This window comes from Vibrio sp. YIC-376 (assembly GCF_052353105.1).
Taxonomy (GTDB): domain Bacteria; phylum Pseudomonadota; class Gammaproteobacteria; order Enterobacterales; family Vibrionaceae; genus Vibrio.
Genome location: NZ_JBBWFK010000006.1, coordinates 100682 through 117337, shown reverse-complemented (window position 1 = coordinate 117337; position 16656 = coordinate 100682). Strand labels below are relative to the sequence as shown.

13 protein-coding genes are annotated in these 16656 nt (G+C 45.7%); 8 read left to right on the top strand and 5 right to left on the bottom strand.

The features are described from left to right. Window positions 1–14: 14 nt before the first annotated feature. Together ftsZ and lpxC are read left to right on the top strand one after the other, a co-directional pair. A complete protein-coding gene (gene ftsZ / locus WJM94_RS12885; RefSeq protein ID WP_444494620.1) occupies window positions 15–1241 on the top strand; it encodes a cell division protein FtsZ in 1227 nt (408 codons plus the stop codon). Window positions 1242–1342: 101 nt separating this feature from the next. Beyond that, complete coding sequence (gene lpxC / locus WJM94_RS12880) at window positions 1343–2260, top strand: UDP-3-O-acyl-N-acetylglucosamine deacetylase (protein WP_444494619.1); 918 nt, start codon at window positions 1343–1345, stop codon at window positions 2258–2260. A gap of 74 nt (window positions 2261–2334) precedes the next feature. Here lpxC and WJM94_RS12875 read toward each other — a convergent pair whose 3' ends face one another. Beyond that, the gene (locus WJM94_RS12875; protein WP_444494618.1) at window positions 2335–2790 is read right to left on the bottom strand and encodes a DUF721 domain-containing protein; all 456 of its coding nucleotides are present in this window, start codon (window positions 2788–2790) and stop codon (window positions 2335–2337) included. 410 nt (window positions 2791–3200) lie between these two features. Between WJM94_RS12875 and secA the strand changes: the two genes are divergently transcribed. From secA to WJM94_RS12845, 6 genes are all read left to right on the top strand, one after another. Continuing rightward, window positions 3201–5927 (top strand): preprotein translocase subunit SecA, encoded by a 2727-nt coding sequence (gene secA, locus WJM94_RS12870; RefSeq protein WP_444494617.1) that lies wholly within the window; start codon window positions 3201–3203, stop codon window positions 5925–5927. 126 nt (window positions 5928–6053) lie between these two features. Then, complete coding sequence (gene mutT / locus WJM94_RS12865; RefSeq protein ID WP_444494616.1) at window positions 6054–6455, top strand: 8-oxo-dGTP diphosphatase MutT; 402 nt, start codon at window positions 6054–6056, stop codon at window positions 6453–6455. Between the two features lie 112 nt (window positions 6456–6567). Continuing rightward, window positions 6568–7377 (top strand): 4-hydroxy-tetrahydrodipicolinate reductase, encoded by an 810-nt coding sequence (dapB, locus tag WJM94_RS12860; RefSeq protein WP_444494615.1) that lies wholly within the window; start codon window positions 6568–6570, stop codon window positions 7375–7377. Between the two features lie 481 nt (window positions 7378–7858). Then, window positions 7859–8998 (top strand): glutamine-hydrolyzing carbamoyl-phosphate synthase small subunit, encoded by a 1140-nt coding sequence (gene carA / locus WJM94_RS12855; RefSeq protein ID WP_444494614.1) that lies wholly within the window; start codon window positions 7859–7861, stop codon window positions 8996–8998. A 16-nt stretch (window positions 8999–9014) separates the two neighbouring features. Further along, window positions 9015–12248: a carbamoyl-phosphate synthase large subunit gene (gene carB, locus WJM94_RS12850; protein ID WP_444494613.1), complete on the top strand. Its 3234-nt coding sequence runs from the start codon at window positions 9015–9017 to the stop codon at window positions 12246–12248. A 212-nt stretch (window positions 12249–12460) separates the two neighbouring features. Beyond that, a complete protein-coding gene (locus WJM94_RS12845) occupies window positions 12461–13240 on the top strand; it encodes a TSUP family transporter (protein ID WP_444494612.1) in 780 nt (259 codons plus the stop codon). On the opposite strand, the gene WJM94_RS12840 is transcribed toward WJM94_RS12845, so the two are convergent. The 4 genes from WJM94_RS12840 to WJM94_RS12825 form a co-directional block, all read right to left on the bottom strand. Then, window positions 13167–14036, bottom strand: coding sequence for a LysR family transcriptional regulator (locus WJM94_RS12840; protein WP_444494611.1), 870 nt, complete (start codon window positions 14034–14036; stop codon window positions 13167–13169). The genes WJM94_RS12845 and WJM94_RS12840 overlap by 74 nt on opposite strands. A gap of 130 nt (window positions 14037–14166) precedes the next feature. Beyond that, window positions 14167–14787 carry a TRIC cation channel family protein gene (locus tag WJM94_RS12835; protein ID WP_444494610.1) on the bottom strand — a complete coding sequence of 207 codons (621 nt, stop codon included), beginning with the start codon at window positions 14785–14787 and terminating at the stop codon, window positions 14167–14169. A gap of 69 nt (window positions 14788–14856) precedes the next feature. Continuing rightward, entirely contained in the window at window positions 14857–15684 is an 828-nt protein-coding gene (gene btuF / locus WJM94_RS12830; protein ID WP_444494609.1) for a vitamin B12 ABC transporter substrate-binding protein BtuF, read from the bottom strand. Next, window positions 15681–16634, bottom strand: coding sequence for a cobalamin biosynthesis family protein (locus WJM94_RS12825; protein WP_444494608.1), 954 nt, complete (start codon window positions 16632–16634; stop codon window positions 15681–15683). Before WJM94_RS12825 ends, btuF begins: the two co-directional genes overlap by 4 nt. Between the last annotated feature and the right edge of the window lie 22 nt (window positions 16635–16656).

Here is a 16656-nt window from a genome sequence, read left to right as displayed (position 1 = left end):
AACGGAGACAACACATGTTTGAACCGATGATGGAAATGTCTGACGATGCAGTAATCAAGGTCGTTGGGGTTGGTGGCGGCGGTGGTAACGCTGTTGAACACATGGTGCGTGAATCCATCGAAGGTGTGGAATTCATCAGCGTTAACACTGATGCGCAAGCACTTCGTAAGACAAGCGTTGGCAATGTCATTCAGATTGGTGGTGATATCACCAAAGGTCTGGGTGCAGGTGCGAATCCACAGGTCGGCCGTGAGGCAGCTCTCGAAGATAGAGACAGAATTAAAGATTCCCTAACTGGTGCCGATATGGTGTTTATCGCGGCTGGTATGGGCGGTGGTACAGGTACTGGTGCAGCACCTGTTATCGCTGAAGTAGCGAAAGAGCTAGGCATTCTTACCGTGGCAGTGGTAACTAAACCATTCAGCTTTGAAGGTAAAAAGCGTTTAGCGTTTGCAGAACAAGGTATCGATGAGCTTTCAAAACATGTTGACTCATTGATTACTATTCCAAACGAAAAGCTACTTAAAGTCCTTGGTCGTGGCGTGACTTTGCTAGAAGCGTTTGCAAGTGCGAATGACGTTCTTAAAAACGCAGTTCAAGGTATTGCGGAACTTATTACTCGTCCTGGTATGATCAACGTCGACTTTGCAGACGTACGTACAGTGATGTCTGAAATGGGTCACGCGATGATGGGTAGCGGTATCGCTAAAGGTGAAGACCGCGCTGAAGAAGCTGCAGAAATGGCAATTTCTAGCCCGCTTCTGGAAGATATCGATCTGGCTGGTGCTCGTGGTGTTCTTGTTAACATTACTGCTGGTCTGGACATGCGTCTTGATGAGTTTGAGACGGTAGGTAATACAGTTAAAGCATTTGCTTCGGACAATGCAACTGTGGTTATCGGTACTTCTCTAGACCCAGATATGACTGACGAGATCCGCGTGACTGTTGTTGCTACGGGTATTGGCAACGAAAGAAAACCTGATATCACGTTGGTTGCAGGTGGCAAAGCGAAAGTAGCTGCGGCTCCTCAAGCTCAGCCACAGCAAGTTGCGGTAGCGCAAGCTGAAGAGACTCCGGCACAAACTATGCGCACTCAAGTGCAAGAGAAGCCACAGGTAACTCCTCAGCCAACAAATACGATTTCTTCTTCTGCGTCGGGCCAAGGTTCAGCGGCACCAAAGCAAGAGAAAGAAAGCGGATATCTTGATATCCCGGCATTTTTGCGTCGTCAGGCTGATTAATCTTTAACCCATAAATTTGACATGGTTCAAAATTATGGTAGCATTCACGGTCGACGTTACAGACGACCGTGTTTTGTAGCACACTTTAGAGAGGCAAGCAGATGATCAGACAACGTACTCTGAAAGAGATAGTGAAAACAACTGGTGTGGGCCTCCACTCTGGTCGTAAAGTCACGCTTACTCTGCGCCCGGCTGCTGCAAATACAGGTATCATTTACCGTCGTACAGATGTAAATCCACCTGTAGATTTTCCAGCTGACCCAGCGTCTGTTCGTGACACTATGCTATGTACCGCACTAGTGAACGATCAAGGCGTGCGTATTTCCACGGTTGAACATTTGAATGCAGCACTTGCTGGTATGGGTATCGACAACATTGTTGTTGAAGTAGACGCTCCTGAAATCCCAATCATGGATGGTAGCGCAAGCCCATTCGTATATCTGCTTCAGCAAGCTGGTATCGAAATGCAAAATGCACCGAAGCGTTTTATCCGCATTAAAAAGCCAGTTCGTTTCGAAGATGGCGATAAATGGGCAGAATTTGTGCCATTTAACGGCTTCCGTATGGACTTTGAAATCGACTTTAACCACCCTGCGATTGAGGCAGACGAGCAACGTCTTCTGTTTGATTTCTCATCTAAAGGGTTCGTACGCGAAATTTCTCGTGCACGTACGTTTGGTTTCATGCGTGATATTGAATACCTACAATCTCAAAACCTAGTTTTGGGTGGTAGTTTTGATAACGCTATCGTACTTGATGAATACCGTATTCTAAATGAAGAAGGTCTGCGCTTTGATAATGAGTTCGTTACTCATAAAGTGTTGGATGCAATTGGTGATCTTTACATGTGTGGTCACCCAATTATCGGTGAATTCCGTGCATTCAAATCAGGCCATGGTCTAAACAACCAGCTTCTGCGTGCTGTTCTGGCTGATCAGGAAGCATGGGAATGGACAACATTCGAAGAAGAAGTAGGTTCGCCAGTCGCATTTGCGGAACCAAACATGGTACTAGCGTAATTCCGCTATAGAATATTAAAAACCAGGTCTTGACCTGGTTTTTTTCTATCTAAAATTTACGCTGGCTAGATCTGTTATTGCTTTGACTTGTCTGCCATCTCGGCCAGTCTTTTTAGGCGCTCCTGAATTTTAGGTGGTGCCATGTCGGCAATGATCATTAGGGACTTTGCTGCAGACTCGGTTAAAGGTGGTCGCTTTGGCCTGTCATCTAGATCATATCGATTGCGGTAAAGGGAAGGGTTAATTCTGACCTCAACGCTCATCAATTTTGCAAAACCTTGGGTTCGCAGTTTATTGAGGATCATCAGACGATCGTAGTCGATCTTCATTTTGATCGCCGCGCTGGATACATCGATTAACAGGTGGCCGTTACGAATGTTCGCCACTCGGCAATGATCAGCCGTTCCTTTAGGCAAAATCTCTTGCAAAGCTTGATTGATCTGCAAGATTTCTCCGGCATGTTCTTGAATCTGCTTAAATTGAGATTCAGCGATAACATCCTCTGTTGAGGTTGGGCGGTGATCACGCATAGGTAAAATCTAATTTTGTTGATATATGAACTATTCTAGAGCAGCTTTCTAGCTAGGTATAGTTTACATTAGCCACTTTGACTTTAGTTTTGCAATCGGTTGTGGAATTAGCCTATTGAAAAGTAAGAGTGATAGATTCACCGCTTTGCTGCTGGAATGTTGGCTAATCGATCGCCACTTTAACTAAAAACTTCAGAGTGCTTCAAACAAATACGTCTATTTATGGTTGTATCGATTAAAAATCCTTACACTAAGCCACATTGTTTCGAATTTAGCCTTGAAATATGGATGTTTGAACTCAATATCTTTGATAAATGATTTATCTCAGTATCCTTAGTTCCAAACTGGCAGAGACTGAATGCATTACGAGTAGATCGGGAACGGTCTGATGAAAGAGAGATTCACGAAAAATGATAACTAAGCTACTGACAAAAGTAATTGGCAGTCGCAACGACCGAACACTGCGCCGCCTTAGAAAAATTGTAAAAGAAATTAATAATTACGAGCCGACTTTTGAAGCTCTAAGCGATGAAGAATTAAAAGCGAAAACTGTTGAATTTCGTGAGCGTCTAGATAAGGGCGAAACTCTTGATCAACTCATTCCAGAAGCCTTTGCTACTGTCCGTGAAGCGTCTAAGCGTGTATTCGGAATGCGCCACTTCGACGTTCAGCTAATTGGTGGTATGGTTCTGAACGCAGGCCAAATCGCGGAAATGCGTACAGGTGAAGGTAAGACTCTAACTGCAACTCTTCCTGCTTATCTAAATGCACTCGCTGGCAAAGGTGTTCACGTAGTAACGGTGAACGATTACCTTGCTAAGCGTGACGCAGAGACAAACCGCCCACTATTTGAATTCTTAGGTATGACCGTTGGTGTTAACGTGCCAAACATGCCGCCTCATGAGAAAAAAGCGGCGTACCAAGCGGATATCCTTTACGGAACAAACAACGAATTCGGTTTTGATTACCTTCGCGATAACATGGCTTTCCGTACTGAAGACCGTGTACAACGTGAACGCTTCTTTGCGGTAGTCGATGAGGTGGACTCAATCCTTATTGATGAAGCTCGTACGCCTCTTATCATTTCTGGTCCTGCTGAAGACAGTTCTGAACTGTACACACGCATCAACCTATTGATTCCATATCTTGAAAAGCAAGACAAAGAAGATTCAGAAGAGTACCGCGGTGATGGTCACTACACAGTAGACGAAAAATCTAAGCAAGTTTACCTTACTGAAACGGGTCAAGAGTACGTAGAAGAACTGCTGGTTAAGAATGGTCTGATGGAAGAAGGCGATACGCTTTATTCTCCAGCGAATATTAGCCTGCTTCATCATGTGAATGCAGCACTGCGTGCCCATGTTTTATTTGAACGTAACGTGGATTACATTGTTACTGATGATGGCGAAGTGGTGATCGTTGATGAACACACTGGCCGTACTATGCCGGGTCGTCGTTGGTCTGAAGGTCTGCATCAAGCTGTTGAAGCGAAAGAAGGCGTTAAGATTCAAAACGAAAACCAGACGCTGGCTTCTATCACTTTCCAGAACTACTTCCGTCTGTACGAAAAACTGTCGGGTATGACAGGTACTGCAGATACTGAAGCGTTTGAGTTCCAGTCTATCTATGGTCTGGAAACAGTGGTTGTTCCAACCAACAAGCCGATGATTCGTAATGATATGCCGGATGTGGTGTACCGTACCGAAGCGGAAAAGTTTGCAGCAATCATTGAAGACATCAAAGAGCGAGTAGCAAAAGGTCAGCCAACGCTGGTAGGTACAGTTTCAATCGAAAAGTCTGAGTTGCTGTCTAATGCGCTTAAGAAAACGAAGATTAAGCACAATGTATTGAATGCTAAATTCCACGAGAAAGAAGCGGAGATCGTTGCTGAAGCTGGTATGCCTAGCGCGGTTACTATCGCGACTAACATGGCGGGTCGTGGTACCGATATCGTGTTGGGCGGTAGCTGGCAGTCAAAAGTAGAAACTTTGGAAAATCCAACCAAAGAACAAATCGATGCGATTAAAGCTGACTGGAGAGTCGTGCACGATCAAGTTCTGGAAGCGGGTGGTCTGCACATTATCGGTACAGAGCGTCACGAATCTCGTCGTATCGATAACCAGTTACGTGGTCGTTCTGGTCGTCAGGGTGACGCGGGTTCTTCTCGCTTCTATCTATCGATGGAAGATTCACTACTTCGTATCTTTACCTCGGATCGTATGGCAAGCCTAATCCAAAGTGGTATGGAAGAAGGCGAGGCCATCGAGTCGAAAATGCTTTCTCGCTCAATTGAAAAAGCACAGCGTAAAGTTGAAGGTCGCAACTTCGATATTCGTAAGCAACTGCTTGAGTACGATGACGTAGCGAACGATCAGCGTAAAGTGGTTTACGAGTTACGTGATGAGTTGATGAGCGTTGATGATATCAGCGATATGATTGAGCAGAACCGTCAAGACGTAATGATCGCGGTTATTGACGAGTACATTCCACCACAATCTCTGGAAGACATGTGGGATGTTGAAGGCCTGCAAGAACGCCTGAAAGCTGACTTTGACTTAGATGCGCCAGTCAAGCAATGGCTTGAAGAAGATGACAAACTTTACGAAGAAGCACTTCGTGAGAAGATCATTGCATTGGCAGTTGATGTCTACAAAGCGAAAGAAGAAGTGGTTGGTGCTCAAGTTCTGCGTAACTTTGAGAAATCAGTGATGCTACAGACGCTGGATACACTTTGGAAAGAGCATCTGGCAGCAATGGATTACTTGCGTCAAGGTATTCACCTACGTGGTTACGCGCAGAAGAACCCGAAACAAGAGTACAAGCGTGAGTCGTTTGAACTGTTCGAAGGTTTATTAGAGGCTCTGAAAACAGACGTCATCACAGTGTTGTCTCGCGTACGTGTTCAACAGCAAGAAGAAGTTGAGCGTATGGAAGAGCAACGTCGTGCTCAAGCTGAAGAAGCGGCACGTCGCGCACAAGCTCAGCATGCGGCAGCAGAAAATCAGCTGGCTGATGGTGAAGAATCGGATGGTTCTCACCAACCGGTTGTCCGTGACGAACGCAAAGTGGGTCGTAATGAGCCTTGTCCATGTGGTAGTGGCAAAAAGTACAAACAGTGCCACGGTCAAATCAACTAATAGTCTGATGATGTATAGAGAAAGAGTCGCTTAGGCGGCTCTTTTTTTAAGTGAATTTTATTGTTCCCAATGGCGCTATCCTCATTGTAAGGTATGACGGCATTTCAGTTTTAGGTATTAATCTCCATGAAAAGAATTCACATCGTTGCGGCGATCATTTTTAACCAAGATAAATCGCAGATCTTCATTACCAAACGTCCTGATGACAAACATCAAGGTGGCTTCTGGGAGTTTCCTGGTGGAAAAGTTGAATCTGAAGAAACTATCGAGCAAGCGATGATCCGTGAGCTTGATGAGGAGATAGGCATTCGCGTGACAGAGCAAGCTCTGTTTGAGCACCTTGAATACGATTACCCAGACAAGTCGTTGAAGTTTGATTTTATCTCAGTGACCGCTTTTGAAAATGAACCTTATGGCAAAGAAGGTCAGGAAGGGCAATGGGTTGATGTAAGCAGCCTTTCTGAATATGCATTTCCAGAAGCCAATGTGCCAATTCTTGAACGTGTGGTGCAAGAGTTTTCTTCCTAGTTTCCACATCAAGCATCTTGTGGTTAGCAAAGTATGTTGTTAGTTTAAAAAGATTCAGCGAGAAGAGAGAACGAGTGCAGACCTCGTTGTCCAGAGAAGGAGATAAAACGCAATGGTTCGTATTGCAATCGCAGGGGCAGCTGGCCGCATGGGCCGCAATTTAGTTAAAGCTTCGCACCATAATCAAGCAGCTTCTGTAGCGGCAGGCTCTGAGCGTCCAGAGTCATCACTAGTAGGTGTTGATATCGGTGAACTTTGTGGCGAAGGTAAATTTGATGTCGTACTGACTGATGATCTAGCTAAAGAAGTGGACAACTTTGACGTCATTATCGATTTTACTGCACCAGTAAGCACCTTAGCTAACCTGGAATTATGTAAACAGTACGGTAAGAGCATTGTAATTGGCACAACTGGCTTTAGTGATGAGGAACGTGCGCTTATCGATGAAGCAGCAAAACAAGTTCCTGTTGTGATGGCTCCAAATTACTCTGTTGGTGTGAACCTAGTCTTTAAACTGCTGGAGAAAGCAGCCAAAGTCATGGGTGACTACTGTGATATCGAGATTGTTGAAGCGCACCACCGTCATAAAGTTGATGCGCCATCAGGCACAGCAATTGGTATGGGAGAAGCTATTGCTGGCGCAATGGGTAACAAGCTTAACGACGTTGCTGTTTATGCTCGAGAAGGTATCACCGGCGAGCGTACCAAAGACGAAATCGGATTTGCGACCATTCGAGCTGGGGATATTGTTGGCGAACACACTGCAATGTTTGCTGACATCGGTGAGCGTGTCGAAATCACGCATAAAGCTACCGACCGTATGACCTTTGCTAATGGTGCGGTGAAAGCGGCGGTTTGGTTGAGTACTAAACCAGCGGGCTTTTATAGCATGACTGATGTATTGGGTTTGAACGATCTATAAATACATAATTATTCGCCGGCGTAAGCCGGCTTTTTTATATATGCTTATAAGGATGTAAAATATATGATTCAAAATTGCTCGCGTTTCTAGTTGAGTTAGCTGTCTTTTTTGGTGGTTTGGTGCTTTATTTTCGGTGTAAAGCTTAAAAGTTCATGCTTATTTTGCGTAGTGAACGTTTGCGTAAAAATATCATCAATTTTTGTGATCTATAGAAAGTTCAAATTTGTAAAATTCACAAAAAAAGCACCCCTAATCATCTTACGGAGAGAAAAACTTGCATTTTTGAGGCTTATTATGCCCAAATGGCTTTACTCGCTAGAAAGTGGTGATTTATTTTTGATTGTGTGTTGACAGGTTTGAAGTCCGTCTTTAGAATACCGCCAATTTGTCTGAAATACCTATTTATGTCGAATTTTTAGGTAAAGGAAGGCATGTTTGCAGTTTGATTTATTTTTTTTGCATTTTTATTCTGGAGGTTGTCTTGGGTAAATTAGCACTGTTAGTCCTAGAAGATGGGACAGTGTTCCGCGGAGTGTCCATTGGGGCAGATGGCGTTTCCGTCGGTGAAGTTGTTTTCAATACCTCGATGACGGGGTATCAAGAAATCCTCACTGATCCTTCCTATTCTCAGCAAATCGTTACTCTTACTTATCCTCACATTGGCAATACCGGAACCACTTCCGAAGATGAAGAATCTTCTTCAATCCATGCACAAGGCCTTGTGATTCGCGATCTTCCTCTTATCGCTTCTAACTTCCGTAATGAGCAATCCCTTTCTGATTATCTTAAGTCACAAAATATTGTTGGCATTGCTGACATTGATACGCGCAAACTGACTCGTATCTTACGTGAAAAAGGTGCGCAGAATGGTTGTATTGTTGCAGGTGACAGCTTGGATGAAGCTTTGGCACTAGCTAAAGCAAAAGAATTCCCAGGTCTGAAAGGAATGGATCTTGCGAAAGTAGTGACGACAAAAGAAGCGTATCAATGGAAACAAGGTTCGTGGACGCTTGAAGGCGGACTTCCAGAGGCGAAAGATGATAGCGAGTTACCGTACCATGTCGTTGCATACGACTTCGGTGCTAAACGCAACATCCTACGCATGCTGGTTGACCGCGGCTGTCGCTTAACTGTTGTGCCTGCTGAGACTTCAGCAGAAGAAGTTCTGGCTCTTAATCCAGACGGCGTTTTCCTATCAAACGGCCCTGGCGACCCAGAACCATGTACTTACGCGATTGAAGCAACAAAAGTATTCCTGGAAAAAGGCTTACCAGTCTTCGGTATCTGTCTAGGTCACCAAATCCTGGCATTGGCCTCTGGTGCTAAAACTGTGAAGATGAAGTTTGGCCACCATGGTGCTAACCACCCGGTGAAAGATTTAGACCGTAACGTTGTAATGATTACCTCTCAAAACCACGGTTTTGCTGCAGATGAAGCAACGTTGCCGGAAAATTTGCGTGCTACTCACGTATCTCTATTTGATGGTTCTCTACAAGGTATTCACCGTACAGACAAACCAGCATTTAGCTTCCAAGGTCACCCAGAAGCAAGCCCAGGTCCACATGACGCGGCACCGCTATTCGACCACTTTATCGAACTAATCAAAAAACACAGCGCTTAATTCGGAGTAGTAGACAATGCCAAAACGTACCGACATTCAAAGTATTCTTATTCTTGGTGCTGGTCCGATTGTTATCGGCCAGGCCTGTGAGTTTGACTACTCTGGCGCACAAGCGTGTAAAGCTCTTCGTGAAGAAGGCTACCGAGTTATCCTTGTTAACTCTAACCCTGCAACGATCATGACTGACCCTGAAATGGCAGATGCGACTTACATCGAGCCGATTCAGTGGGAAGTAGTACGTAAGATCATCGAGAAAGAGCGCCCAGATGCGGTACTACCAACAATGGGTGGTCAAACAGCGCTAAACTGTGCTCTGGAACTAGAGAAGCACGGCGTTCTTGAAGAGTTCGGCGTAGAAATGATTGGTGCAACGGCAGACGCGATTGATAAAGCAGAAGACCGTTCTCGCTTCGATAAAGCAATGAAATCTATCGGTCTTGAGTGTCCGCGCGCTGATACAGCTAAGACCATGGAAGAAGCTTACAAAGTTTTAGACATGGTTGGCTTCCCTTGTATCATCCGTCCGTCATTTACGATGGGTGGTACTGGTGGTGGTATCGCGTACAACAAAGAAGAGTTCGAAGAAATCTGTCGCCGCGGTCTGGACCTATCACCGACAAACGAGCTATTAATCGATGAATCTCTAATCGGTTGGAAAGAGTACGAAATGGAAGTGGTTCGCGATAAAGCGGACAACTGTATCATCGTATGTTCAATCGAAAACTTCGACCCAATGGGTATCCACACTGGTGACTCAATCACGGTTGCACCTGCTCAAACACTGACTGATAAAGAATACCAGCTAATGCGTAATGCATCGCTAGCGGTTCTACGTGAAATCGGTGTTGAAACAGGTGGTTCTAACGTACAGTTTGGTATCAATCCGAAAGATGGCCGTATGGTTATCATCGAGATGAACCCACGTGTATCTCGTTCTTCAGCGCTAGCGTCAAAAGCAACAGGTTTCCCAATCGCGAAGATTGCAGCGAAACTGGCTGTTGGCTTCACTCTGGACGAGCTACAAAACGACATCACTGGTGGTGCAACTCCAGCATCATTCGAACCAACAATCGACTACGTAGTCACTAAGATTCCTCGTTTTAACTTCGAGAAATTTGCAGGTGCTAACGACCGTCTGACGACTCAGATGAAATCAGTTGGTGAGGTGATGGCGATTGGTCGTAACCAACAAGAATCTCTTCATAAAGCACTTCGTGGCCTGGAAGTTGGTGCGACTGGCTTTGATGAAATGGTTGACCTAGAAGCTCCAGATGCACTGACTAAGATTCGTCACGAGCTAAAAGAAGCTGGTGCAGAGCGTATTTGGTACATCGCGGACGCATTCCGTGCTGGCATGTCAGTAGATGGCGTGTTCAACCTAACAAACATCGATCGCTGGTTCCTGGTTCAAATTGAAGAACTAGTGAAGCTAGAAGAGCAAGTTAAAGCGGGCGGTTACGCAGGTCTTACAGAAGATGTTCTTCGTCTGATGAAGCGTAAAGGCTTCTCTGATGCGCGCCTATCTAAACTACTTGGTGTCGCTGAAAGTGAAATTCGTCGTGCGCGTGAGCAGTTCGATATTCACCCGGTTTACAAGCGTGTAGATACTTGTGCAGCAGAGTTCTCTTCAGACACGGCTTACATGTACTCATCTTACGATGAAGAGTGTGAAGCGAACCCAACAGACAAAGACAAGATCATGGTTCTTGGCGGCGGTCCAAACCGTATCGGTCAAGGTATCGAATTCGACTACTGTTGTGTACACGCGTCACTAGCATTGCGTGAAGACGGTTACGAAACCATCATGGTTAACTGTAACCCAGAGACGGTATCAACAGACTACGATACGTCTGACCGTCTGTACTTCGAACCAGTAACACTGGAAGATGTACTGTCTATTGCTCGTGTTGAAAAACCTAAAGGTGTGATTGTTCAGTACGGTGGCCAAACTCCACTTAAACTGGCTCGTGCACTGGAAGCTGCTGGTGTGCCAATCATCGGTACTAGCCCAGATGCTATCGACCGTGCGGAAGACCGTGAGCGTTTCCAAGCTGCAGTTGAGCGTCTAGGTCTGCTGCAACCACAAAACGCGACCGTAACAACAATGGAGCAAGCGATTGAGAAGTCGAAAGACATTGGCTTCCCACTAGTTGTTCGTCCATCTTATGTACTAGGTGGTCGCGCGATGGAAATCGTATACGACGAGCAAGATCTACGTCGCTACTTCAACGAAGCAGTAAGCGTATCGAACGAGTCTCCAGTACTGCTAGACCGTTTCCTTGATGACGCAACTGAAGTTGACATCGACGCTATCTGTGACGGTGAGCGCGTAGTTATCGGCGGTATCATGGAGCACATTGAGCAAGCGGGTGTTCACTCAGGTGACTCAGCATGTTCACTTCCTGCTTACACGCTAAGCCAGGAAATCCAGGATAAGATGCGCGAGCAAGTTGAGAAACTAGCATTCGAACTTGGTGTACGCGGTCTGATGAACACTCAGTTTGCAGTGAAAGACAACGAAGTTTACCTAATCGAAGTTAACCCTCGTGCTGCACGTACGGTACCATTCGTATCGAAAGCAACAGGTGCACCACTAGCGAAAATCGCTGCACGTGTAATGGCGGGTCAATCTCTAGAGTCGCAAGGCTTTACTAAAGAGATTATTCCACCTTACTACTCAGTGAAAGAAGTGGTTCTTCCATTCAACAAGTTCCCTGGCGTTGACCCACTTTTAGGCCCAGAAATGCGCTCTACAGGTGAAGTGATGGGTGTTGGTGCAACGTTCGCAGAAGCTTACGCGAAAGCGGAACTAGGCTGTGGTTCAGTTTATCCTGAAGGTGGCCGTGCACTACTATCAGTACGTGAAGGCGATAAAGAGCGTGTTGTTGACCTGGCTTCTAAGCTAGTGAAACTAGGCTACCAGTTGGATGCAACTCACGGTACGGCTGTAATTCTAGGCGAAGCGGGTATCAACCCACGCTTGGTAAACAAAGTACATGAAGGTCGCCCACACATTCTTGACCGCATCAAGAACAACGAATACACCTACATTGTGAACACGGCTTCAGGTCGTCAAGCAATTGAAGATTCGAAAGTTCTACGCCGTGGCGCACTGGCAGAGAAAGTGAACTACACAACAACGCTGAACGCTGCGTTCGCAACGTGTATGTCTCAAACTGCTGATGCGAAAGCGACAGTAACTTCTGTTCAAGAGTTACACGCTAAAGTGAAAGCGAGTCTGGAAGCGTAAATAGATAAAAATCAGTAAGCTCGATAATCAGAGCTTATATGACAACCTCATTGCCCGCTCATCTGAGCGGGCTTTTTTGTTTTAGCTTTTTCCTACTGCTATTGATGAAAATTTGGAATAGGTTGGTGTCTTGTCTTTCCCTTTGTCCCTGTGCTGATTAGTGCTACCGTTGCTTTCCTTTAGGTATCTATCTCTTTGACAAGGAAGCATAAGTGGAAATCACGTTTGAGGTTTTGGCGGCACTGTTTTTTGTAGCATCAGTGGCTGGATTTATTGATGCGATGGCGGGCGGAGGTGGTTTGTTGACACTGCCTGCATTGTTGGCTGCAGGACTCAGCCCGACACAAGCTCTCGCCACCAATAAACTTCAAAGCTCATTCGGCAGTTTTTCCGCTAGCTGGTATTTTGTGCGTAACGGCATAGTCAATCTAAAAGATATGCGGGTTGCCATCTTATGTACTTTCATTGGCTCCGCCATCGGTGCTGAGGCGGTACAATTTATTGATGCGGGTGTTCTGACCAGCTTAATTCCGGTTCTGCTCATTGCTATTTCACTCTATTTTTTACTTGCGCCAACCACAAAAAAAACAGGGGGAGAACCAAAGGTTTCAGAGGCAATGTTTGCGCTTTGTATCGGTGGTGGTGTGGGTTTTTATGACGGATTTTTCGGCCCGGGAACTGGCTCTATCTTCACGGTCTGCTTTGTTGCTCTAGGGCACTTCTCTTTAGTCGATGCCACCGCGCGGACTAAAATCCTCAACTTCACGTCTAATATTGCCGCATTGCTATTCTTTGTATTAGCAGGGCTTCCGGTGTGGGAGATTGGCTTAACCATGGCTGTCGGTGGCTTTATCGGTGCTCAACTAGGGGCAAAAGTGGTGGTGACAAAAGGCCAGAAGTGGATTCGACCTTTAGTGATTACGATGTCGATGTTGATGGCGATAAAACTTCTTTGGCAACAACATCAGCAATGGCTTCTGTCAGTTTTTTAACACGTTGATTGCGATAAGTATTATGACGCAAGCAGATGTGAATTGGCCGGATGAGACTTGTCAGCTCTTCGAAGTCAAAACTGAATTTTGCGTCGATGTTGAGCGTGTTGACGATAGATTTGGGGATCAAAGCGGGTGCCATGCCACCTAATGCCAACTGAGCGGCTGCAGTATAAGAGTCCATCTCCATGAGAGGTTCGATGCCGTACTTAGATAAAATAGCCTGCTGATAAGTATTGGCCGGGTTATTTAAGTCATTGGTCAACAGGGCTTTAGGTAATTTGGTGAGGGGATATTTGCTGACTATAGTGAAGGGTTCGTCGGCAAGGTGAAAGCTCATCAAGCCGTGATGCGGAGGTAAATAGCCAGCACAGAATCCAAGCGTCGCTTTTCCTGATTTAACGTTTTCTATGATTCTTGGAGTATGGTTGGTTGAGATGCGCAGATAGGGATCTTCTATGAATCGCTCTTTCATGATCAAACTCAGATAACCAGCGACCAGCGTTTCTGAGCAATCGAGTTTAATCAAGGAGGTATCTTCGAGTACTTGCTGATCGTGTATCTGACCAATCAGCTCGTTGAAGGTTGGCTCTATTGTGCCGATAAGGGCAAGCGCGTCTGATGTTAATTTGATATGTCGGCCGCTTGGCTCAATAAGCTTCTTCCCTAACCTTTTCTCCAGATTGGCAATACGCTTGCTTACCGCAGACTGGCTAATGTACAGCTGACTGCCTGTGCGGCTCATGGTTTTCTCTTTACTCAGAACGAGTAAGGTTTCAATGCCTTCTAATAACATACCAATTGATGAAAATAGGGAATAGTAGCGTTAATTTAGCGTACTGCCGTTTGATTGGCGAGAGGTGGGGTTCAAAATAATAAGAGCCGAAACGATGGCCGGCTCTTATTCATACGTTGATGTGCTGGGCTTAGCGATTAATCGCAAAGGTAGGCAAAGAGAGATGCCAGCGAATTGCCCCTAGGCGGATGATCAATGTTGAGCTTACACAAGCCATTAAGGCCGTTGAGTGGTCATAACCCATGGCGACGGCTGTGGTATGGAAGATCCCACCAATAATACACGCCGTGGCATACACTTCACTTCTTAATACCATCGGCACCTCTCGCGCCAGTACATCACGTATGATACCACCACCACATCCGGTAATGACTCCCATGATCACGGCGACCATACCGGATGCGTTATAAGCCAGTGCCTTTTCAACCCCGATACCAACAAATACGGAAAGGCCAATTGCATCGCAAACGGGTAATACCCACCAAGCAAGACGTTTTGGGCGTCGGACGACAATCATTGTGAGAAGACAGGTAATAAAGATCACCCAGAGGTAAGTTGTGTCTGTGATCCAAAAAACGGGTGTAGCACCAAGTGCCATATCCCGGATGGTTCCGCCACCGATAGCCGTAACGCTACCGAGCACAATGACTCCGAATGGATCCATCTTTAATCGGCCTGCAAGTAAAACTCCGGAGATGGCGAAAATAGCGGTGCCGAATATATCGATCATAAAAAGCAGCATGGAATCCATGTCACTTGGTACCTTTAAAATGTGTGATAAAAAATGGGCGCAAATTGTACGGTATTTACCACGAAAACGTTAGCGTTTTTGGCGAACGCTTTCAAAGTGTTCACACACTTCTGTGATCGCATTAAGTGTTCTTGGTGTTGGACGATTTATCCAGTCTGCATTCAGTGACCAAATATGGCCATTCTTTAAAGCCGGAAGCTCATTCTTCCATTCGGACCACATGCCATCGTTGCTCATTGCATGACGCGACGTAAAGATGACATCTGGCTGACGAGTAATGACTTGTTCGATGCTGACTTGAGGGTAGGGCGAGCCCGAGTCGGTAAAAATATTTTCACCGCCACAAAAAGTAAAGACTTCACTTGGCCAGTTTTTACCAGCAACGGTAATGATGGGCTTTTCACTGAGCTGATAAAAATAGCGGACTTTATTCTCTGTGTTGTACTTCTTTTTAAGCGCTTCTAGCTGAGTTCTAAAATCGTCAGCGGCTTTTTGGCCGACTTGTGGATCCTCGCTGTATTGACTCAATTGCTCTATATTGCTGGCAATATCTTCCAGTGATCCTGTGGTGGAGTAGTAAATAGGTACATCAAACTGCTTTAGTTTTTCAAGCTCTTTGGCTGGGTTTCCCGCAGGCCAGGCAATCACTAAATCTGGCTGAAGTGCAATGATGCGTTCGAGCTTGATTCCTTGGTAATTGGTGACTTTTTCGAGTGAATTGGTTTGTGCAGGGTAATCGCTCATCTCACTCACCGCGATCAGTTTGTCTCCAAGGCCTGCAGCATAGGCAATTTCGGTCGCATGCGGGGCTAAGCTGATAATCCGTTGAGCTGGTTGGCTAGCTACGACAATAGAGGAGAAGAACAGTGGAAACGAAAAGGCAATTTTGTTCATCATAATCCTTGATAAATCATTCCGAGAAGAAGGCTTTGGATAACAATCCAAGCAAAAATACGCCAAATCAACAGCGTTTGGATCTGGGCCAGATGAATGGCTGCTGGAGCGATACGTCCACCCATTTTTGCCCGTTCAGTTCGTATGCCTTGGTAGAGTGCGGGTCCGCCTAATGAGAGCTGTAACTTGTGTCCGACACAACTTAGCAACCACGCCGGTCCCGGTGATGGCCAGGATTTTGACTGTTGTTTCACACCGTTAAGGACGTTGGATAGATTCTTGCCTGCAGCGATAAAAATTGCAAACAAGCGTAGCGGAATGACTTCAAGCGCAGCGAGTAGTTGAATCACAGGTTTGCCAAATGGAGAATATTGCCTGCGGCTTGGTGACCAGGTACGAGCAAGTTCGGCAATGAGCCGGTAAATGAAAGCCCCGATACCACCCGTAATCGCATACCAAAACAGCACACAAACTACATTTCGTCCGTATCCCATTATGATGGTTTCCGCTCCCGCTTTACCTATCCCCACGAGAGAAAGATTATTTGTATCTCGATTGAGATATCGCTTTAACCTCTGACGGCATTGAGCTTTGTCTTCTTTCGACATGGCTTGGACAAGTTGCTTAGTCAATATTTCACTGCTGCGCCAGTCTAATGCGAGTAGTAACAGAGCTAGCTCGTACAGAGGTGCTTGCCACACCAGAGGCTTTAACGCCATCAATAACACCAAACAAGGCAATATCATGAGGATAATAGAGAGGCTGCCTGCCAGGGTGCTTTGCGAATAACTATGGTGACGGTTAACTTTATTGGCCAGTTGCTTAGCCATTGTGTGCCATAAAGTCAGAGGATGCGCGGAACGAGGGATGGGAAGGAGCAGATGAAACAGCAGTGCGCCCCACATGACAAGGAGCGCACCATTGGCATAAAGTTGCTGAAAAGTTTCTTCCATGAATCGTTCGATTTACTTAACC